The 22,065-nt window shown below is 45.5% G+C and carries 16 protein-coding genes; 10 read left to right on the top strand and 6 right to left on the bottom strand.

What is annotated here, in order from left to right; all coding sequences use genetic code 11:
• Window positions 1–76: 76 nt before the first annotated feature.
• Entirely contained in the window at window positions 77–1,609 is a 1,533-nt protein-coding gene (locus tag ACR8BL_RS03490; RefSeq protein WP_434751325.1) for a collagen-like triple helix repeat-containing protein, read from the bottom strand.
• A 262-nt stretch (window positions 1,610–1,871) separates the two neighbouring features.
• Here ACR8BL_RS03490 and ACR8BL_RS03485 point away from each other — a divergent pair, with 262 nt between their 5' ends.
• Together ACR8BL_RS03485 and ACR8BL_RS03480 are read left to right on the top strand one after the other, a co-directional pair.
• A complete protein-coding gene (locus tag ACR8BL_RS03485) occupies window positions 1,872–2,459 on the top strand; it encodes a TetR/AcrR family transcriptional regulator (protein ID WP_434751324.1) in 588 nt (195 codons plus the stop codon).
• Window positions 2,460–2,532: 73 nt separating this feature from the next.
• Window positions 2,533–4,014, top strand: coding sequence for a DHA2 family efflux MFS transporter permease subunit (locus ACR8BL_RS03480; RefSeq protein WP_434753000.1), 1,482 nt, complete (start codon window positions 2,533–2,535; stop codon window positions 4,012–4,014).
• Between the two features lie 111 nt (window positions 4,015–4,125).
• On the opposite strand, the gene ACR8BL_RS03475 is transcribed toward ACR8BL_RS03480, so the two are convergent.
• Window positions 4,126–5,106, bottom strand: a complete 981-nt coding sequence (locus ACR8BL_RS03475) for an alpha/beta fold hydrolase (protein ID WP_434751323.1) — start codon at window positions 5,104–5,106, stop codon at window positions 4,126–4,128.
• Window positions 5,107–5,312: 206 nt separating this feature from the next.
• Between ACR8BL_RS03475 and ACR8BL_RS03470 the strand changes: the two genes are divergently transcribed.
• Window positions 5,313–6,290, top strand: coding sequence for an MBL fold metallo-hydrolase (locus ACR8BL_RS03470; protein WP_434751322.1), 978 nt, complete (start codon window positions 5,313–5,315; stop codon window positions 6,288–6,290).
• Between the two features lie 48 nt (window positions 6,291–6,338).
• On the opposite strand, the gene ACR8BL_RS03465 is transcribed toward ACR8BL_RS03470, so the two are convergent.
• Window positions 6,339–6,926 carry a LysE family transporter gene (locus ACR8BL_RS03465; protein ID WP_434751321.1) on the bottom strand — a complete coding sequence of 196 codons (588 nt, stop codon included), beginning with the start codon at window positions 6,924–6,926 and terminating at the stop codon, window positions 6,339–6,341.
• A 132-nt stretch (window positions 6,927–7,058) separates the two neighbouring features.
• Between ACR8BL_RS03465 and ACR8BL_RS03460 the strand changes: the two genes are divergently transcribed.
• Entirely contained in the window at window positions 7,059–7,613 is a 555-nt protein-coding gene (locus ACR8BL_RS03460) for a helix-turn-helix domain-containing protein (RefSeq protein WP_434758317.1), read from the top strand.
• Window positions 7,614–7,716: 103 nt separating this feature from the next.
• On the opposite strand, the gene ACR8BL_RS03455 is transcribed toward ACR8BL_RS03460, so the two are convergent.
• On the bottom strand, window positions 7,717–7,845 hold the full coding sequence (locus ACR8BL_RS03455) for a DUF4023 family protein (RefSeq protein WP_090924048.1): 129 nt from the start codon (window positions 7,843–7,845) through the stop codon (window positions 7,717–7,719).
• Window positions 7,846–8,056: 211 nt separating this feature from the next.
• On the opposite strand from ACR8BL_RS03455, the gene ACR8BL_RS03450 reads away from it, so the two are divergent.
• The gene (locus tag ACR8BL_RS03450; protein WP_434751319.1) at window positions 8,057–8,809 is read left to right on the top strand and encodes a TrmB family transcriptional regulator; all 753 of its coding nucleotides are present in this window, start codon (window positions 8,057–8,059) and stop codon (window positions 8,807–8,809) included.
• A gap of 147 nt (window positions 8,810–8,956) precedes the next feature.
• Entirely contained in the window at window positions 8,957–10,120 is a 1,164-nt protein-coding gene (locus tag ACR8BL_RS03445; RefSeq protein ID WP_434751318.1) for an MFS transporter, read from the top strand.
• A gap of 236 nt (window positions 10,121–10,356) precedes the next feature.
• Here ACR8BL_RS03445 and ACR8BL_RS03440 read toward each other — a convergent pair whose 3' ends face one another.
• A complete protein-coding gene (locus ACR8BL_RS03440; protein WP_434751317.1) occupies window positions 10,357–11,790 on the bottom strand; it encodes a glycoside hydrolase family 1 protein in 1,434 nt (477 codons plus the stop codon).
• Between the two features lie 165 nt (window positions 11,791–11,955).
• On the opposite strand from ACR8BL_RS03440, the gene ACR8BL_RS03435 reads away from it, so the two are divergent.
• Window positions 11,956–12,924 carry a LacI family DNA-binding transcriptional regulator gene (locus tag ACR8BL_RS03435; RefSeq protein WP_434751316.1) on the top strand — a complete coding sequence of 323 codons (969 nt, stop codon included), beginning with the start codon at window positions 11,956–11,958 and terminating at the stop codon, window positions 12,922–12,924.
• Between the two features lie 180 nt (window positions 12,925–13,104).
• Window positions 13,105–13,398, top strand: a complete 294-nt coding sequence (locus ACR8BL_RS03430; protein ID WP_434751315.1) for a DUF3817 domain-containing protein — start codon at window positions 13,105–13,107, stop codon at window positions 13,396–13,398.
• Window positions 13,399–13,575: 177 nt separating this feature from the next.
• Here ACR8BL_RS03430 and ACR8BL_RS03425 read toward each other — a convergent pair whose 3' ends face one another.
• Entirely contained in the window at window positions 13,576–14,412 is an 837-nt protein-coding gene (locus tag ACR8BL_RS03425; protein WP_434751314.1) for an AraC family transcriptional regulator, read from the bottom strand.
• 119 nt (window positions 14,413–14,531) lie between these two features.
• Between ACR8BL_RS03425 and ACR8BL_RS03420 the strand changes: the two genes are divergently transcribed.
• Entirely contained in the window at window positions 14,532–15,989 is a 1,458-nt protein-coding gene (locus ACR8BL_RS03420; protein WP_434751313.1) for an alpha-L-fucosidase, read from the top strand.
• Between the two features lie 731 nt (window positions 15,990–16,720).
• Window positions 16,721–21,958, top strand: coding sequence for a S8 family serine peptidase (locus ACR8BL_RS03415; RefSeq protein ID WP_434751312.1), 5,238 nt, complete (start codon window positions 16,721–16,723; stop codon window positions 21,956–21,958).
• Window positions 21,959–22,065 lie beyond the last annotated feature (107 nt).

The following is a 22,065-nucleotide window of genomic DNA, read 5'->3' as shown; positions in this document are numbered from 1 at the left end:
AACAAAACAAAGTGAAACCGCCAGCGTATTATCGATGTATATCGACGGTGCTGACGGTTTCTGTTTTTCGTTGTTTTTATCTTGAATCCTGAATGGTTGCTGAACTGTTGTTGGCACTGAGGTCGGTTAATGGGTCAAAGGGAGGACCTGTTATGGTTCCTACGAGCAGCGCAATATCTACTGCATTCACAGGGCTTCCCCAGGAATTGCCGGAGAAGACCATAATGGCCTGATCATTGACAAATCCTCTTGTGTTATAGACCACATTGTTAACGATCTCGCCCGTTGTATTCGGGTTAAAATAAGCCGGCTGACGCAACGAGTAGAAAATATTATTCCTGACAATAAGTCCGGTCATGTTACCAATCTGGGTTACAAGACCGCGATTAACAACCCAGCCACTAGAAGGGCCTGCCTGTGGAGGACCGAATATCGTATTGTTTTTCACCGTATGATTTGTGCCACCCAATTGAATAAACTCGACTGCATAAGGATTGTCACTTGTCAGGGTCAAGCCGTCTACCGTGACTCCGCTTCCGATGATGGTGAGTGGGACGACTGCAGCCTGTAAAAGAATAATGGTATTCGGATAACCCTGGAGTGTTATTCCGGCCTTGTTAATCGTGATGTTCGACGTAATCGGATAAGTTCCCCCAAGGATATGAACTGTACCTGTCGGGGAAACTGCGGTTACACCCTGCTGAATCGTTCCAAATGGGCTGGCTTGCGTTCCATTCCCTCCGACTGCTCCCTGCAAGACATATACGTCAAATGGATTAGGCTCAAATGTACCAGTAGCACCTGTTACCCCCGTGGCACCAGTTGCACCAGTACTTCCCGTCGCGCCGATGGCTCCAGTAGTGCCCGTTATGCCAGTTGCACCAGTTGCCCCGGTTGGTCCTTCAGGGCCTCCTGACGGCCCTGTATCTCCAGTAGCGCCAGTCACGCCTGTCGCACCGGTGGTCCCGGTAGCGCCGGTCACGCCCGTGTCTCCAGTAACACCGGTAGGTCCGGATAAGCCTGTGCTGCCCGTCGCGCCAGTTAAGCCTGTCGCACCGGTAGTCCCGGTAGTGCCCGTCGCGCCCGTGTCTCCAGTAACACCGGTAGGTCCGGATAAGCCTGTGCTGCCCGTCGCGCCAGTCACTCCTGTAGCACCGGTGGTCCCGGTAGCACCAGTCGCCCCCGACACTCCTGGGGAGCCTGTCGTGCCAGTGGCTCCAGTGGCTCCGGTTACGCCCGTAACCCCGGCCGTATTATCGCTACCCGTCCACTCCGAGTTTACGAGCCGATGGGCAGCGATTAGTGCTCCAGCACTGTTTTTGCCCCATAATGACAACAGGATATCATCCGGGGTTGAACCTGTTACCGTAATAACATACTCGAAACTGTCCAGATCAGCGTAATAATTACGTGTCACTACTGCGTTGGGCAAAAGAGAAATCTGTTCACTAACATACAACGAGCGTGTCGCACTCAGTACATAGCCCTGTATGAGTACGATAGCTGTAGTTACAGAATTCACATTATCAATCTTGATGGAGACGGTTTGTGTAGGTCTAACACCGTTAACGGGACTATTATCGATTGGGCCTGTAAGCAAAACAGCCAAAGATTCCTCCTCCTTTTTTAAAGAAAAATACAAAAAAATATCATGAAGCATGCTTATGTATGTATATTCCATAACATCTGTGAAATATGCAGGTACGTTACAGAAAACGAGAAATTCGCAGTATCCGGCTTCATTGCTAAGTTTTGAAAAAAAGGATGTTATTTTTCTGCAAAATTTTAATTAAATACATTGACTTGTCTTATGTGAGCGGGTTTAATTATATAGACCGATTGTTATAATTTATTGAAGGAAGTGGCTTTCTTTGAGTGAAAAGTCAAATGCCAGAGATCTTATTGTTGGCACAGCAGCGAGACTTTTTTTTTCACAAGGGTATCATGCGACCGGTCTGAGCCAGATCATTAAGGAGAGTAACACGCCGAAAGGCTCGTTATATCATTATTTTCCGCAGGGAAAAGAAGAGCTTGCTCTCGAATGTATTCAATCCGCCAATGCACATATCATGCAAAAGTTTGAGGAAACCTTTGCGGCCCATGAGACGACTGCAGAAGGTATTCGGCAATTCATCTATGATACTGCCCATGAAGCCGAAGCCTCTAACTATACCGGGTTTTTGCCATTCAGCTTCTGGGCTGCTGTGGAGACCTCCTGTATCAGTCAACAGTTACGTATGGCTTCACAGAACGTATTTGCAGGTTGGCAGGGTATCATTGCAAAGCATCTCATGTTGGACGGAATTGATGAAGGGAAGGCTCGTGAGACAGCACTACTGGTTATTTCCCTGATAGAAGGCGCATTGATCATTACGTTGACCAATCAGGATAAACAGCCCATGCTTACGGCTGCTGATTATTTGTCAGTGGTAGCGAAGAATGTTAACAAGAATCAATAGGTTGTACCAAGAGAAAGAGAGAAAAAAGAAATCGTTGGATACGTTTGAGGAGGATGGGATCGTGGAAGCTTCCATGAAGGCTGATACAGCAAAGGATCAGCAAGAAACACAGCAGTACAAGGTTTTCCCGATTTTGTTTGCCATGTTGCTGAGCGGGTTTATTGGTTTATTTGGAGAAACGGCGCTGAATGTCGCTTTGACACCACTAATGGGTTTACTTGAGGTTGGACCAACAACCATTCAATGGTTAACCACAGGATATTTGCTTGTACTCGGTATCCTTGTACCCGTCTCGGGTTTGTTGTTGCAATGGTTTACGACGAGGCAGCTGTTTACAACATCTTTAATATTCTCTATTGCAGGAACATTGGTTGCTGCGATTGCACCTAGCTTTGAGATTTTGTTGGTAGCTCGGGTGTTACAAGCGGTGGGAACCGCACTATTGCTACCATTGATGTTTAACACGATATTGGTGATTTTCCCGATTGAAAAACGTGGAGCAGCCATGGGCTTGATTGGTCTGGTTATCATGTTTGCACCAGCAAGCGGCCCAAGCATTTCGGGTCTGATTCTGGCGAACTTGAGCTGGCACTGGATTTTCTGGATTTCCTTGCCGTTTTTCCTGATCTCCTTAGTGTGCGGATTGTTATTCCTGCCGAACATCTCCAAGTTGACCAAGCCCAAGATTGATGTGTTGTCGATTGTCTTGTCTACGCTAGGGTTTGGCGGTATCGTTTATGGTTTCAGCAGCGCAGGAGGACATGGTGAATCTGGCGGAGGCTGGACCAGCCCGGTTGTTATCGCTACGTTAGCCATTGGTATTGTGGCATTGCTCTTGTTCAGCATCCGTCAATTGAGTATGAAAGAACCCGTGATGAATCTAAGAGCGTTTAGATATCCGATGTTTACGATTGGCTTGCTCTTGGTGTTTATCTGTATGATGATGATTCTGTCATCCATGCTGATTCTGCCGATGTATCTGCAGCAGGGGATGGCTGTTACAGCACTTACCGCTGGATTGGTTTTATTGCCTGGTAGTCTGTTGAATGGATTTTTGTCTCCTGTCATGGGAAGATTGTTTGACAAGTTTGGTCCAAAATGGCTTGTAATTATCGGTATGGCCACCGTTGCTATTGTCCTGTACTTGTACACAGGCATTGAAGCCACAACGCCACTGATTAAGATTATTCTGCTGCATGTCTTCATGATGGTAGGAATTTCGATGGTGATGATGCCGGCGCAGACCAACGGATTGAATCAGTTGCCGCGTGAGTTTTATCCTCACGGTACTGCAATTATGAATACACTTCAGCAGGTATCCGGCGCTATTGGTACAGCTGTTGCCGTAAGTATTTTGAGTGCCGGACAGACTCGGTTCCTGAGCAATGTAGATAACCCGCAAAATCCAGAGAATATTCTTGCAGGATTCACATCAGGTGTACAGAATGCCTTTGTTTTTGCACTTGTTCTGGCCCTTGTTGGTTTTGTTATCGCACTGTTTATAAAAAGAGTGAAGGTCGGCTCGGCTGATAAACAGCAGAGTCCAATGCACTAAACCAATAGATAGAATAAGAGCGATGTTCCCTTCATATGCAAGGGAACATCGCTCTTTCTGTCTTTCTGGAAACGATCTTTTTGGATCGATACGGCTGTTCGTTTATCTCCATTATTTCTGAACAAGTTCCAGGATTTCATCTGCCACCATATCCGGGTGGTATTGATGAATGTAATGCTCCGTATCCTTGACAGTTACTTGTTTGGATGAAGTTGACCAGGATTTGAATTCAGCTTGTGTTTTGATCCAATCCGGTTCCGATTTACCAAAGTAATCTGCGGTCAGAATCGTAAGCGGGAATGGAAAAGGCTGTTTATTAGCTACAACAACTTTGGCATTGGCTTGCATCTCGCGTAACTCATCAACCGTGTTGGCGTTCCCGTAGTTCAGCAAAAGCGCCGTTTTATCCGCTTTTTTCAGATCTTCTGGTACCAGCTTCAACTCATTTCGATTGGCATTCGAAGTATCTACGACTTGCTGAGCTTGCATACTGAGTCGGAAGAGACCGGTTTTGATACGGAATTGATTCGCGAAACCACCAATGGTGTCCGCCGGGTTATCTTGATCCGTTGCGTAGTATTCAGGACTTCCACCGTCAATCATCACGATACCTTTGACCAGATCAGGATAATTCTGTGCGAATCGAAGTGTCTCCAATGAGCCAAGGGAATGAGCTACAAGTACGTAAGGTGGTTTTTGTCCAGAAACCTGGAGCAATTCATGCAATTCGTCAGCTACCGTGTCTACATCCCGCTTTTTATCGGTTCGATCACTGTATCCATAGCCAAAGCGGTCATATACCGCAAATTTCGTGTTAGGAGCAAGCTTTTCATATAATGGATAGTAGTCTACATAAGGATTGGCCGTTCCCCAGCCTGAGGCAAGAACGACAGTGACATCGCCTTCTCCACCTGTATACAGGTGCATCTTATCTCCATGTACTTCATATAGCTTGCCTGGTGGTGTAAATGTTTTTTCATCCTGTGAAGAACTAACCTGCTGATAGATCAATCCGGAACTTAACAGAATAATGATTAACGAAAGGTCGACAATCAGAAATTTAACAAGTCTTTTACGCCATTTTTTGCTCATGGTTGCTCACACTCTCTCTTGTTTTTCTATATCATATATGCCAAGTCTTATACGTGTGGAAACAGTATCTTAATTCTAGCTTAACGCAACCATGGGTCTCTCATTCACACAACATTGAATATCGGTATTCGATGAATTAATATGAAATAAGATTATAATTTCTCCATAAGACAAACTAAGGAATACGGGGAACAGAAGGGTGAACGATGACGAAATACGAAAATCAGATTCCAACAACCGCTGGAATGAACATAAAGTCTCTGACAAGTATATTGAGGGATTCCATGCGCAGACATGTGGAGCGAAGACCGACAGTGAATATACCCGTGGAGCACTATCAAGCTGCTTCAACGTTGGTTGCGTCTGATCACACACAGGTGACGTGGTTTGGACACTCGGCATTTCTACTTGAAATGGAGGGACACAGATTGCTCTTTGACCCCATGCTGGGTGATCGACCGTCACCCGTGTCCTGGGTGGGTACGAAGCGTTTCAGCAAGGAGCTGCCCATACAGCCAGAAGACTTTCCTGCTTTGGACGCCATCGTGATCTCTCATGATCATTATGATCATCTTGATGCTTCTTCTATTCGCAAATTAAAAAGCAAAACCAATCGTTTTATCGTTCCACTTGGGGTACGCAAACGGTTGATTAAATGGGGCGTACCTGCTGACCGGATTACGGAGCATCAGTGGGGAGATGAATTTTCCTTCAAGGGCCTGACCATTGCTTGTACGCCTGCTCGTCACTTCTCAGGAAGAGGACTGTTTGATCGAGATTCCACATTATGGTGCTCATGGGTCATTGCCGGGCGGGAAACAAAAGTGTTTTTTAGTGGTGACAGCGGTTATGGTCCTCATTTCAAGGAGATTGGAAGCAAGTATGGGCCATTTGATCTTACCTTGATGGAATGTGGACAATATGATGAACGCTGGTCCAACATTCATATGATGCCTGAGGAAACGGTACAAGCCCATCTGGATGTGGGCGGAAATGTATTGATCCCTGTTCATTGGGGAGCGTTCACGCTCGCCTATCATGCATGGAATGAACCGGCAGAGCGGGTTACCCTCGCCGCACGAACCTTGAATGTACCGATCGTTACACCGGTTATAGGTGAAACGGTTGTGTTCAATGGTGAAGCTCATGAGATGCGTTCCTGGTGGAGAAGAAAACAGGAGTAATTATTACAAACTAGCGTTCCACTCAACAGATGAGTGGACGCTTTTGTTTTATTTGATAAATGAAATCGCGGTAAAGATCAATATAAGACCCATGATGATATTAAAAGGTCGTTCATATTTTAACAGGAACTGTTGAAATAAACGTCCACCCAATGCCCAGGTGAGATTCGCACTGATCCCAATCAGGGTGAGCAGTAGCGAGTATAGTATGAGTTGGGCATGTGACTGTGTATAGGGCAGGACAAACACCGACAGGGCTGTAAGCCCGTATAAGATGACCTTGGGATTGATCATTTGAAGAGTGAATCCAAACGAAAAGGAATAATGAATCTTTGACTTGTCCTCAGCCTCGCTCTTAGCAGACGTGCTCTTCATTATTTTGAAGGCCAGATAGAGCATGTAAATACACCCAAATACATTTAAGGCCGGGGTAATGACCGGGATGTACTGATAAAGAATAAGGTTGAAATAACTGGACAGCATCATGATAAGAAGACATCCGGCAGCGACTCCGCTAATAAAAGGAAATGTACATTTGAAACCTTGTTCCTTTGCATGAGACATGGCGATGATGTTGTTGGGTCCTGGCGTAAAAGAAGCAATCATTGCGTAAGTGACTAAAGATAAAATATCCATGTGTTCTCCTTGTAAGATTAGATTGTATGTTATAATGCACTATAAGGTCGTTATAACGTATGTATGTTATGATTGTACATTATGTGCTGTATATTGCACAAGAGGACTATGAAGAAGTGAGGTGTATTTTTCGTGGAAAATATTAATTTGATTTTGGCTCGGAACCTCAAGCAAATCAGGGAACAAAGAAAGCTGAGCCTGGACAAGGTCGCAGAAATGTCAGGCATTAGCAAGACGATGCTTGGTCAGATTGAACGAGGGGAATCCAATCCGTCGATTGCAACGGTCTGGAAGATTGCAAACGGGTTAAAAATATCATTCACTGCACTTATTCATGAACCGCAGTCTGACGCAACTGTTCTCATGAAGGAGGACATCAAAGTTTTGCGGGAAGATGGGGGAAGAGTCCGGATCTATCCTCATTTTTCTTTTGAAGAAGGGCGTCGTTTTGAAATGTATATGATGGAGATGGACGAGAAGTCATCGTTGAGTGCTGAACCACACATTGAAGGGGCTGAGGAATTCATAACCGTGTATGAAGGGGAAGTCACGATCCGAGTAGGGGAAGTGGAACACAAGTTAAGGCAGGGAGATTCGATTCGTTTCAAGGCAGATCTGCCACATGGTTACGATCATTCGGGAGCAGGCAGTAACAAACTAAGCATGGTCATACACTATTCCAAGTAGTAAGGAATATGATGCACTCACCGATGTGAGGCACCATATTACGTCTGTATTCATCTGCTTCAATGTTTGAATCAAAGCTACGTGGTTCATGATTACTGCGTTCTTATTTGTTCGTGGAGTGCTGTTTGTTTGGTAACTTGTCTCCGGGTGTTCCTTTACCATTGTTTTTGTTGTGGCGCGCTTTCTCCGCATTTTCATTAACCTTTTTCACAAATTCTTGTGTACTTTCCATCCGGGTTCATGCTCCTTTCCAAAACAGGGAATGGGTAATTCAAGCTTAATATAACCAGCAGCAGTTCATTTTATTTGAACAGTCACCAGGAAACTGGACAGGTACTGAACAGGTATTTAAACTAGATATGAGTTGAACTTTTTTTCGAGTGTTTCGTGTAAACATTTGTAGTCCAACACAATAAGAATGGAAGGGATGTCTTAAACTACATATGTTACAAAAATTCGGGTTTACCCAATATGAAAGTCAGGTCTATGAGGCTATACTTGCGCAGGATGAGCCGCTTGATGCGACAACGATTGTAGGCACCTCGAACGTACCTAAGGCCAAGATTTATGAAGTACTCAACCGTTTGATTGATAAGGGGATCGTGCTGACAACGATGGATGGCAAGAAAAAACTGTACATGGCAGTGGATCTGCAAACGGTCATTCACAAAATCAAACTTGATTTTGATAAGGATATCGAAACCTTGAAACAATACAAAATCAAGCGAACCTTCACCGACGAGCATATCTGGACGTTAAAGGATGAGTCATCTATTGCTTCGAACATTGAGCAGTTGATTGAAGAGGCGGATTCGTCGATTCTTTTTCTGGCCTGGAATGAGAGGATGGAGAGTTACCGCAGTTTGTTGGAGCAGAAGGAGAAGCAAGGCGTGTATGTAGAAGTGCTAGCGGTTGGTGGTTTGGAAAGTTCTCTGACTCGCAAATACTCACTTATCCCGCTACTTGATGCGCCGGAACCTTCACAACTGCTTATTGTGGATCACGCCTATCTGCTGTTCGCCGGATTGGAAAATGAATCGTGGAAAGCAATCAAGACGATGTCCAAACCCATTGTTAAAGCAATGACGGATTATTTCTATCACGACGTGGCTCTGACACAGATTACCAAAAAATACGGAGATCAACTATTGCAGGACGAAGAAATTGAACGTTTGCTTACGAGATTGATCTACTAGGAAACTATTCTTTCGGAGAATAGTTTTTGTTTTTTATATTTTTGAAAATGAGATGAAAGCAAACTGAAATAATTCGAAATTATTCATTGAACTTTCCTCTTTAATGGGTTACTATCGTAGTTGTAACTTGTTAGGGGGATTTGGAACATGAATAAAAAAGTATATGTTTTGGCGATTGCTGCCTTTGTGGTTGGAACGGTTGAACTGATTTTGGGTGGCATTCTGGATCTGATTGCAACCGATCTTCATCTGTCTTTGGCGAAAGCCGGATATCTGATCTCGATCTTTTCACTTGTATATGCGCTGTCTGCGCCGATCTTGTTAAATGTAACGGCCCGATTTGAGCGTAAAAATGTATATATGGTTACGTTGCTTGTATTTCTAATCAGTAATCTGATCTCTGCATTCAGCGTTAACTTTTACATGTTAATGGCAGGACGCATGCTTGGAGCTGCAGCAGGTTCTCTTATTTTTGTATTATCTCTGACGTTAGCTTCACGCATCGTTGAACCTGAGTACAAAGGGCGCGCGGTTGGCACGATTACGATGGGGGGAAGTGCATCACTGGTTCTGGGCGTACCGATAGGTATCTATGTAGGCAATGCATTTGGATGGCGTGAGGTGTTCATGCTAATTGCCATATTGACTGTACTCGTGATGGTGTCTATTGGCCTCGCGATGGATCGTGTGCAGCCTGCTCCTGCCGTGAGTCTGAAAAATCAGCTTAAAGCACTATGGAATCCGAAAATGCTGGCGATTCACACCACGACACTGCTCGTTCTCGCGGGACATTTGACGTTATATGCGTACTTTACACCGTTTCTGCAGGAAACCATTGGAGCTAGTGCAACGGCGATTACCTTGATCTACATGATGTTTGGGCTCGCCGCAGTTGCAGGCGGGGGTATTGGCGGTATGTTATCCGATCGTCTTCATCCGGCGAAAGCCATTTTGATCGTGCTGGTTCCGTTTATGATCAGTATGGCGGTTATACCGTTTACCACGGGACTGCCTTTGATCGCTTTTCTGCTGCTGTTAAGTGTCTGGGGGGCTCTAAGCTGGACGGTTACACCGGTGCAAAATAGTCTGATTATCAAGACCTCACCTGAAACATCTGAAATATTGATTAGTACTAACTCAGGTATAGCCCATGCGGGTATCGCGCTCGGAACCTATATTGGCGGCCTTGTTATTGACCATTCATCCATTATGAACACGGGATGGGTTGGCTCGATCCTTGTATGTGCCGGACTTGTTACAGCCGTTCTCGCAATTAGTATGAAAGAAAAGCATGCTCATGTGATGGCTTGAGAATAGGAAGCATGCCTCATTTCAGATAAAATAAAACCTTTGTATTTCCGAAATTGCGGAAGTGCAGAGGTTTTTTTTTGTGATTTAATGAGCAGTGTTATTGGGAATAACGTGGTTATTGCATCGGGATAAAAAAAAGACCTCTCTCGGCATACGGATCAAGCTGAAAAGCCGCACTGTGGCGAATTTCTTGATCTCGTGTTGCCGAAGAGAGGTCTCCTTTTATATCATGAAGCTTAGCGCTTCAGACTTTTTCCGTTGCTGCTAATAATCTCTTTGTACCAGTGGAATGATTTTTTGCGATAACGCTCCAATGTGCCTGAACCATCATCGTGACGGTCAACATAGATGAAGCCATAACGTTTTTTCAGCTGAGCGGTGGATGCACTCACAACATCGATACAGCCCCATGAGGTGTATCCCATAATGTCTACTCCATCTTCCAGTGCTTCGCCAACCTGAACCAGATGGTCATTCAAATATTGGATGCGGTAGTCATCTTCCACGGTTTTCTCGCCATCCGGACCTGTAATTAACTCGTCTACTGCACCAAGACCATTTTCAACGATAAACAGCGGTTTCTGGTAACGGTCATAGAACATGTTCAACACATAGCGCAGTCCTTGCGGGTCAATCTGCCAGCCCCACTCACTCGCAGGCAAATACGGGTTAGGGATTCCACCGATCAGATTTCCTTCACCAGCCACTTGTTTGGCAGGATCAGCCGTCTGACATGTGCTCATGTAATAACTGAAGGAGATGAAATCCACGGTGTTAAGCAGTATCTCTTGATCGCCGTCTTCCATATGAATTTCAATACCTTTTTCACGGAAGTAACGTTTCATGTACCCAGGGTAGCGTCCACGGACGTGCATATCACCGAAGAAATAGTTGCTGTGTTCATACTCCATCACTTTGATGACATCATCCGGGTTCGGAGTTAACGGGTACGTCGGCATACTCAAAATCATACATCCAATCTGAGCATCAGGGATGATCTCATGACACAGCTTCACTGCGGACGCACTTGCCACGAGTTCGTGGTGGATGGCTTGATACAGATCCTGTTTGCTCAGCTTCTCCTTAGGTGTGAAGATTCCTCCACTCATGAATGGGAATTCAAGAATGGAGTTAATCTCGTTGAAGGTAAGCCAGTATTTGACTTTGTTTTTGTATCGATTAAAGACCGTTGTTGCATAGCGCTCATAAAAGCCGATCATCTTCCGGTTAACCCAACCGTCGTATTCTTTGGCAAGGTGCAGTGGTGTCTCATAGTGAGATAACGTGACTAAAGGTTCAATACCGTATTTGCGGCATTCGTCAAACAGATTGTCATAAAATTGCAAACCTTCTTCATTCGGCTCAAGCTCGTCCCCTTTAGGGAAAATGCGAGACCACGCGATGGAGGTGCGGAATACTTTGAACCCCATCTCGGCAAACAGCTTTACATCTTCCTTATAACGGTGGTACAGATCGATACCGATCAGCTTCATGTTATCTGCGGTAGGCTCTTCTGTGATCGGACCCATGACACCTTGAGGAGCTACGTCTTGTGTGGACAAACCTTTGCCACCCTGATTATATGCACCCTCAGCCTGGTTCGCGGCAATGGCACCACCCCATAGAAAGTTTTCGGGAAATGAATACGTTTGATTCGAAGATTTGCTCATATATATCGCTCCATTCGTATAATTCATGGTGAACCTGTGTGAAGTTCACTTTATTCTCTCCAAAAAAGCTTAAACGTTGTAACGGGTTACACGTCAAGTTTTACTTTTGCAGAGGAGATGAGGCATACTATATTTGGTGTTTGTTCGCAGGAAAGGAGCATCGGAATGTCCAAATTTGATGAAATCATGAAACGCTCCGGTTATTCGAGAGCCACAGTATCCCGGGTGATCAACCGTTCGCCTCATGTCAGCGATGAAGCCAGAAGGGTGATTACCGAAATTATGAAAGAGCTGGATTACATACCGAACCGAAATGCGGTATCTTTGTCTACAGGACAGACGAAACAGATCGGGATCGTAACGGCCATGATTGATGAGCTTAGTTTGACCTTTATTAACCAATTTATGGATACCGCGATGGATTACGGATTTCAGACGATTGTTTATACGTCGCGAAGTGATAAACATATTGAGTTACAGGCATTCGAGGATTTACGGAGTAAACGTGTGGACGCTGTGCTGATTGTGACTTGCGTCAATGATCCGGGCGAATTGAAAGCTTATATGCAATATGGACCGATAGTGTCCTGGCAACGCATGGGGAATGATGAGATTCCTTCCATTGCCATGGATCAGGCTCAAGGGTACAGGTTGGCACTGGAGCATCTGGTGTCGAAGGGTTACACACGTATTGCCAATGTGTTTGGCCGTAGGGGCAGTTTGAATACACAGAGCCGGCGCGAAGCATATGAGACATACATGACAAGTAAAGGTTTACCTGTCTGGCGTGAAGCTTATCAATATTCAGTATTTACTTCATCCGACGGGGAAACAGCCTTGCGACGAATGGTCGAAGGGGGCGAACTACCGCAAGCGGTGCTCTGTTCCAATGACTATGCTGCGATAGGCATCATGAGTGAGGCGCGCAGACAGAACATACGGGTTCCTGATCAACTTGCCATTGTGGGATTTGATGATATTGAATTGTCGCGTGTGCTCGAACTAACAACGATTCATAATCCAATTGCTGAGCAAGCAAAGCAGGCTTTCTATCATTTGTGGGCCGTATTGGGAAAAGAGGAGCATAAGGCGGCATCACTCGCATATCGGTTGATCGAACGATCAACGACTTGAGTGTGAAGCAATTCTATTCAATAATTTTTCAAATTTAAAGTAAATTCGACTCGTGTTCATGCTTTATACTGAGAAAGAGCTTACATCCGTTGTCTGAGAATGGAGATACAGCGTTGTAAAGCGTCATGTTGTAAGTTACATATTTCACTAACAATCTTGCGGAAAGGTGAGAACACAGGAATGAACACGGTAACAGGTCGATTCAGAATTGCTGGTATTTGGGAGGGTATATCCTTTCTGCTGCTTGTATTTATTGCAATGCCGTTAAAGTACTTTGCCGATATCTCTATAGCTGTAGCTGTAATGGGGATGATTCATGGTATTTTATTTCCTCTATATCTGATTGCACTAGCACATTTAGGTTTGGTCAAAAGGTGGAAGGTGTCACTTTGGATCATGGGCTTATTGGCGGGGGTGCTTCCTTTTGGAACATTTGTATTCGAGTCGTATCTTCGAAAAAGAGACTGGCAATAACATATAACACATCACGCAAAATGCAAAGTAACGTGAACAACCTCCTGAACAGAAATAGGAGGTTGTTTTTGTATAAGCTTTTGCACATATATGCGAACCTCCTTTCTGCAAGTACGAGTCAAACATCCATTTTAATCCATAATTGAAACTTGTGGGAATTTTTTTTGAGGCGAATTTTCAAGTTTGGGCGATCACAGTCATTTGTTTGCGATATTCTGTCGGATTCAATCCGGTGTGTTTCTTGAACTGTCTGGAAAAATAATATGAATCGCTGAATCCGAGATTGTCGGCAATTTGGGTCATCGTCAGAGAGGTGCAACTAAGCATCTCTTTGGCCTTGTCTATTTTTCGGCTGGTTATGTAGTGAATAGGGGGCATACCCATCTGCTGTTTGAAAAAACGAATGAAATAATTCGGATGCATATGCAGCATCTGAGCCAAATCCTGAACGGACATGTTCTCTTCGATATGTGCATCGATATAGGTGAGTAGGGTGGACAATTTTTCAACAACGGGCACGTTTAAATAGCTAATCTGATCCAGTTCCAGGTTCATGATGTAATGGGACAGCAATTCGGTCAGTTTACTTTTGGCCATCATATGTGCGTAAACTTCATTGGAATTCGCATAGGTAAGCACACTATCAAAGATGTTCTGAAATCGTTCGGGCTGACTTACGTTAACCACGTGCGGAAATTGCAGAATCTGAAATAGATTGATCCCCCCGACTTTGGCGGAAAAATGACACCAATATTTGAGGAAAGGCTTGTCACTAATTGAGGAATACGATTGCTTTACCCCTTCTGGCATCAAAAAGAGCTGTCCTGGCTTGGGGTAATATTCCTCATCCCCGATTTTAAGCCAACCTTCACCCTCGCAAATCCAGTACAACTTGCTATAGTCCGGTGTATAGTCCAGATCTCTCCAATGAGGGCCGCAGCGGTTATAGTTCACCATAAACAGATCCACTTGCAGATTGGACAAATAGTTGGTCAGTAGTGTGTGATGATCCATGAGCATATCTCCCTGAAAGTTATTATCGTCCATCTAATCGTTAATGTTCTGCATGTGCAACGGTACCCTGCCAAACTACAATACAAATGTAGTCAATTAGGGAAGGGTGGGAATTGCACATGAACAAAAACGAATATTTGAAGCAGATCGATGCAACAATTGCCGGTGGGAAATTCAAGGATAACTGGACTTCACTTCGTGAATCCAGCGTTCCCGATTGGTATCAACAGGCAAAATTTGGTATTTTCATCCATTGGGGCGTTTATTCTGTTCCGGCTTATGATAGTGAGTGGTACTCACGTAATATGTACATTCAAGGCTCCAAGGCCTATGAACACCACCTTGAAGTGTATGGGAATCATAAGGAATTCGGATATAAGGATTTCATCCCGATGTTTAAAGCAGAGAAGTTCGATGCAGATGAATGGGCAGCTTTATTCAAACAAGCAGGTGCAAGATACGTTATGCCAGTTGCAGAGCATCATGACGGTTTCCAGATGTACAAGAGTTCTATCTCTCACTATAACACATATGAAATGGGTCCCAAACGTGATGTGCTTGGCGAGATGAAAGCCGCCTATGAGAAGCAGGGGTTAACCTTCTGTGTATCATCCCACCGTGCCGAACACTGGTTTTTCATGTCACATGGAAAAGAATTTGATTCTGATATCCAAGAGCCGATGCGGTGCGGGGATTTTTATTGGCCTGCCATGCCGGAGCCAGATCATCAAGATCTCTACGGCTCCCCACCTTCAGATGAATATATGGAAGATTGGCTCATTCGATGCTGTGAACTGGTGGATGAATATCAACCAAGAGTATTTTATTTTGACTGGTGGATTCAAACAGCAGCATTCAAGCCATATCTCAAAAAGTTTGCAGCCTATTATTACAATAAAGGTGAGGACTGGGGCATTCCGGTTGCTATTAATTACAAGCATGAAGCATTCATGTTTGGCACGGCAGTTCCTGATGTGGAGCGTGGACAATTTGCGGAGCTGAAGCCTTATTTTTGGCAAACAGATACGGCTGTTGCAAGAAATTCCTGGTGTTATACGGAAAACAACGATTATAAAACGGCAGAAGAGATCATCCGGGATCTCGTGGACATCGTCAGCAAAAATGGGAGTCTCTTGCTGAATATCGGGCCGAGAGCAGACGGTACGATTCCAGACGAGGATCGGGATATCCTGCTCCTCATCGGGAAGTGGCTGGAGGTCAATGGGGAGGCGATCTACGATACCTCGTTCTGGCGCACGTACGGGGAAGGACCCACAGAGGTGAAGGAAGGGCAATTCACGGATGGGGATACGAAGGTTTTTACAAGTGAAGATATACGCTTTACGGTGAAAGGCAGCAGTCTGTATGCCACGGTTATGGTATACCCGGATAATGGAATCGTGCACATTAAATCGCTGAGCGAAGGATCTTCGCATTTTCATGGCATTATTAAGAATGTTCAAATTCTGGGATATGAGGAGCAGCCGATGTGGGAGCGTAATGAAGATGCTTTGACGATAACTACAACGGGTGTGAAGAGCATTGTACCTGTCGTATTTAAAATTGACCTGGATTAAGTATAATTACAAGGGAGAATCTGATTGTGGAGAGAACCGGCGAGCAGGCTGGTTCTTTTTTTGTGTTTTATAAAAAGAGGGTGACTGTTAAAGTGATAGGGGGTATAAAGACCTTGATGTTGAAATTGAACAACTTATATAGTGCACGATTGCGAAAGTTGTAGGAGGTAAGGTTAGAGACAAAAGACTTATAAAAGCATGATATAGACTTATTTTCTAATATTTTCAAATAAAGGTCTTGTATGTATCGCACTTTGAATCTATACTATACCAATAAAATCCAATTTAAGCCTAAATTTAACTTATATATGTAATTTAAGATGTATTCTTCCATCCAACCCGCATGTATCACCCGGATTCACTTACCCACTTCATGGCAAGCGTTCTGCTAACGCTTCTGAATATCCTCCACACGAATGCTTATTGACATTCAATCACACAATGATGCCACCAACACCAATGGTGGATTACTTCAACTATGCGCTTTGCACCCAACCATATCTCTTCGCGTATATTTTGACCTATGGCCAATTTATCCGGATATAAACCCTGTATTTACCTAACCAGACCTGTAAAGGAGGTGAGGCTATATGTGAAATGAAAAGCAAAGTTAGACAGAGCATCTTATGATTCTTATTTAACCGCCACAGAATTAACGATTGGCTTCTTTCACAGAGAAGGGTATTTGAACTAGACCAAACTATAAAGCCGGGTAAAAGGAGTGGAAAAGTTTGATTAAATTAAAAACGTTACGCAAGCCCGTCTCCATGGGGCTCTCGCTTCTCCTTGCATTTTCAATGGTACTTCCGGTTTCTGCACAGAACTCATCTTCCTCCAAAATCGATATGAAGTCCAGCCTGGCTGAGATTTCAACATCCAAAGTGAATGCCAAACTGACCAAAGCATTTGAAGGCAGCGAATATGTAACCTATCTTGTCAAAATGAAGGAACAGGTGGACACCGCAGCTGTCTCCAAACAAGCGATGGAAAAAGCAACGATTGCCAAAGAAACACCTTCGGCAACCAAGTTGTCTGTACGTAACTCGGTGGTTAGTTCCCTTCGGGAAACCGCCTCACGGACACAATATTCTATTGAACATTATCTTGAAAAGGAAATTGACCTCGGCAAGGTCAAAGAATATAAAAGTTATTTTATCGTGAACTCTCTCGCTGTCACCAGTACCAAAGAAGTGATGGAGCAAATTGCTTTGCTGCCAGAGGTAGAGAAAATTCTGCCGAATGAAACGCGATATCTGGATAAGGCAGAAGTAAGCAAACAGCCAGCAGTGAAAGACTCCGCTTCCCAAGGGACAGCTACCAAGGAAGTGGATTCGAGCGTAAAAAAGCAGACGGAGAATGTGGAATGGAACCTTGATTACATCAATGTACCTGCAGTCTGGGAGCGAGGCATTGACGGCACGGGCATCGTGGTTGCCAATCTGGACAGTGGCGTGGATTACACGCATCCGGCGCTTCGCAGTAAATGGCGTGGTCTGGACGCTTCAGGCAACGTCGTTGATCCAGAGCTAAGCTGGTACGATCCGCATAGCCATGCATCTCTTCCTGCTGATGCAGACGGACATGGTACCCACACCATGGGAACGATGGTGGGTTCTGAAGCAAACGGCACCAATCGGATTGGCGTTGCACCTGGTGCAAAGTGGATCGGCGTCCGCATTTTTAATCCGGAAACAACGGATGCCATTATTCTGGATGGTGGACAATGGCTCATTGCTCCAGTGGATGCCGAGGGCAACCTGCATCCAGAGCTCGCACCGGATGTTGTAAATAATTCATGGGGCGGAGGAGCAGGGCTCGACGAATGGTTTAGACCGATGGTTCAGGCATGGCGTGATGCTCAGATTTTCCCTGAGTTTTCTGCGGGAAATGTAACCTTGACCAATCCGGGAGGCCCAGCTTCAGTTGCGAATCCAGCCAACTATCCTGAGAGTTTTGCTACAGGAGCAACCGACATTAACGGTAACTTGGCTTCCTTCTCATTGTTAGGACCGTCCCCGTATAGTGAAGTCAAACCGGAAGTATCCGCCCCTGGTGTGAACATTCGTTCATCCGTGCCTGGAGGTACATATGAAGGTGGATGGAACGGGACATCCATGGCAGGTCCGCATACGACAGCACTTGCCGCACTGTTGCTTCAAGCCAACCACTCTCTTAACGTGGATCAGCTGGAGCAGATCATTATGGACACAGCAACACCGCGAACGGATAACAAGTATCCAATTTCCCCGAATAACGGTTATGGGCACGGGATCATTAACGCGCTGGATGCGGTTGGATCGGTTCTGGAAGGCATCGGAACCGTCTCCGGAAGAGTGGTCACAGCCGGAGATGATCTGGAAGAGCCGGTATTACAGCATACCCCGGTCAATACAGCTTTTAAAGGTTTGGACATTCCTTTGACGGCACGTGTGACAGATAATGTTGCGGTGGTTTCCGTTGAAACATATGCCAGAACCAAAGGTTCGAAGCAGTACACATACCTGCCAATGAACCGGATTGAAGGAGACACGAAAGCAGGTACTTACACAGCGACAATTCCAGCTTTCCTGATTGAGCCAGAGGGCGTTGAATATTATATTCGTGTCAATGATTATGGCAACAATGGTTTCGAAAGCACGGTATACAACATTGCTGTATCCAATGGAGTGAAGCCAGGGTATTTCCAGGATTTTGAAGCGGATCAGCTTGGTTTTACTACGGGCGGTGCAGGAAGCACCTGGGCTTGGGGAGCACCTGTGAGCGGACCGAAGGCTGCTTATTCAGGTGACAAAGTCATCGCTACGAATCTGCAAGGCACATATTTGCCTAACAGCAATGCCTACTTGCTTGCTCCGCCTATTGATTTGACAGAAAGTCCTGAAGGGGCATTGCTAACCTTTAAGCATTGGTATGACATAGAGAATAATCTCGATTTTGGCAAGGTATACATTGCTTCTGAGGATAGTGACTATGTATTTGAGGAACTGCTCAGTTACACAGGAACTAGCGGAGGATGGAAAACGCAGTATATTGATCTTCGCGAATATGCCGGACAGCAGGTGTTCATCCAGTTCAATCTGACCAGTGATGCTACAGTTCAGAAAGCTGGCTGGTATATCGATGACTTCGCGGTGCAGGAACTGGACGATATTGCTCCAGAAGCGCCTTCAGCGTTGTCCGCAACAGCAGATATTCTGGGTAACGTTACCCTGAACTGGACGGGTTCAGATGATGAGGATCTTAAATCTTATGTTGTCTACCGTTCCGAAACGGCCGGTTCCGGTTATGAGTCTCTCGGTACGGTGAAGAAAACCTCATTTACGGATACGGCTACGGAGTCGAACACTACGTATTATTACACCGTGGCGGCGCTGGATTACAGTGGCAATGAAAGTGAGAAATCCAATGAGGTTTCCATCACCATACAAGTACCGGAAGATATTTATATCGATTCGTTTGATGGAAACGATGATAATGGCTGGACGCACGCCGGAACCAAGGACGAGTGGGAGCGAGGTATCCCGTTAACCGGCCCTTCAAGTGCGGTATCTCCGCCTAACGTTTGGGCCACCGACCTCGACAACACGTACGAAAATGGTTCGAATTATTCACTGATCTCTCCGGTAATTGATCTAAAGGATGTGTCCGAAGCGACGCTTGCGTTTAATCACTGGTACGAGATCGAAAGTGGATATGATTTTGGATATGTTGAAGCAACCAAAGACGGAGGAACAACATGGACGGAACTCGGCAAATTCTCGCATAGTACGAACGGGAAACAGTGGACGCCAGTGTTCTACGATCTGAACGCACTGACTGGCAATGACGTTCAATTGCGCTTCAGATTAACCTCGGATAACAGTGTAGTGAAAACAGGTTGGTTTATTGATGATTTCCGTGTGCTGGGTGTTGCTGCAGAAACGGTAACAAAGGATGAAGCCGTTGTACTTTCGAGTGACAAACCTAAACCGAACTATGATAATCCATGGTATAAAGTGACCAGAACAGACAAGGCAGAGTTTAATAAAACCAAACAACAAGAGCCTGCTATCGACAAACCGGGAACAGGTTCGGTTCAGCCGCAGAGTCTGCCAGCCAGTGCAACGGTAACGGTACTTGAAACTGGACGCTCTGTGAAAACAGATTCATCAACAGGTAAGTACAGCTTCACACATGTTGCAGGAGAGTATACGTTAAAAGCGGAGGCTTACGGTTATTATCCGCAAAGCAAAACGGTAACCATCACGGATGGTAGTGAAGCCAAAGCCAATTTCAATCTGGAGACGATCCCTTATGGACAGATTAAAGGGATAGTGAAGGATGAACGCACAGGTCAACCGCTAGCCGATGCCTCGGTGCTCGTCGTGGAGGATGCCAAGGTAGCAGAGGTTCGTACAGGAGCAGACGGAAGCTTTACTCTTCAGGTGTTGGAAGGAAGTTATACGTTGTCCGTGCAGGCAGCGGATTATTACAACAAAAAAGTTACGGTGACTGTACCGGGCGACGGTACGGTAGAGAGTAGCATCGCATTGAAACCATTTATCGGTTTCCCTGGTGAGATTGCTTATGACGATGGTACAGCCGAGAATGCCAGAGCTTTTAATGCTGCTGATAACGCGTGGGCCGTTCGAATGACTCCGGAGCTTGAAACAGCACAAGTCACGGGTGCTTCGTTCCGGTTCTGGAATACGGAGTGGCCTGTACCTGGAGGAACATCTTTCCAATACGCGGTTTATGATGCATCTGGCGCTGGTGGAGCACCAGGTAAACAGCTTGCCGGGCCGTTCGATGGTACGGCACTGCGAAATAATCAGTGGACTTCTGTAGAATTCCCTGAGCCCATTATTGTGACAGGTGATTTCTACATCGTTTATATCCAAAGTTTGGCGGGTACAGCTGCTCCTGGGCTGGCTACCGACGAGGACGGGACTTATGCGGCCCGGAGCTGGCAGCGTGTGAGTGGGGCATGGAGCGCATCGCCTGCTGGAGAGGGAAATTACATGATCCGTGCGGTTGTGAAATATCCGGTTAATGCGCCGTTGCTTACAACGCTAGCAAATACCTATACCAATCAGTCCACCTTTACGATATCCGGAACATCGCCTGCTTCCGGAGCGCAGATCAAGTTTTACAATGGCAAGGATGCTGCAGGATCAACAACCGTAAATAACGGGAAATTCTCACATGGCGTGAAGCTGCGGGCGGGTGTTAATGTGATTACCGCAGAAGCCGTCATTAATGGTAAAACGACAGATCGTTCGCTTCCAGTCATTATCATTCTGGACCAGACCAAACCTCAGGTGAACCTTGTCAGCCCGGCGGAAGGAGGCCGGATCAACACTGAAGTAGTTCATGTGACGGGCAGTGTAGTGGAACAATTCCTTAACAAAGTCACCGTCAATGGGCAGACCGTGCAAGTTGACAGGGACAGAAAATTCAGTCAACGTGTACTGGTGAACGAAGGTGAAAACATCATTACCATTGTGGCAACCGATCTTGCCGGTAATAAAACGACGGTAACACGTAAAGTATACGTTGAAACCGGAGTACCGGAACTTACTGATATCACCCCGGCGGAAGATGTAAACATTATATCGGGTGAGCCTGTCAGCGTCTCCTTTACAAGCAAACCTGGCTTGCAAGCTTCTTTCCGAATTCAACTGCCTCTGAATCTGAACGCAAGTGGTGCGGGAGAAGTGCCTCTGGTGGAGACAGAACCGGGTGTATACACAGGCACATATACTACACCTGCTTCTCTTGTGCTTGAAGGTGGAGTCATTGTGATTCAGGCACAGGATGCAGCGGGCAATAAGGCCGAGGCTCAAGCGGCCGGAAGATTGTTTGTCCGTGCCGCACAAGAAGAAGTGGAGAAGCAGCCGGCTCCGGAGAAAGAAGCTGAGGCAGGGAGTGACCTGAAATCGGATCAAACCGGCGCAGGTTCTAATCCCGCAGAAAGTCTTGAACCATAAACTGATCAGCAAGAGGGTATCACCTACCGACGCTTTGAGATGATCTAAATGGAAGTTCTGTAAGGTATAATCAGCGTATGATAAAAACGGTAAGCCTGAAATTAGGG

The sequence above is a fragment of the Paenibacillus amylolyticus genome (assembly GCF_051136285.1).
Classification (GTDB): domain Bacteria; phylum Bacillota; class Bacilli; order Paenibacillales; family Paenibacillaceae; genus Paenibacillus; species Paenibacillus amylolyticus_F.
Note: the sequence above shows the minus strand (reverse complement) of the source record. Positions and strands in the feature narration are given on the sequence as shown.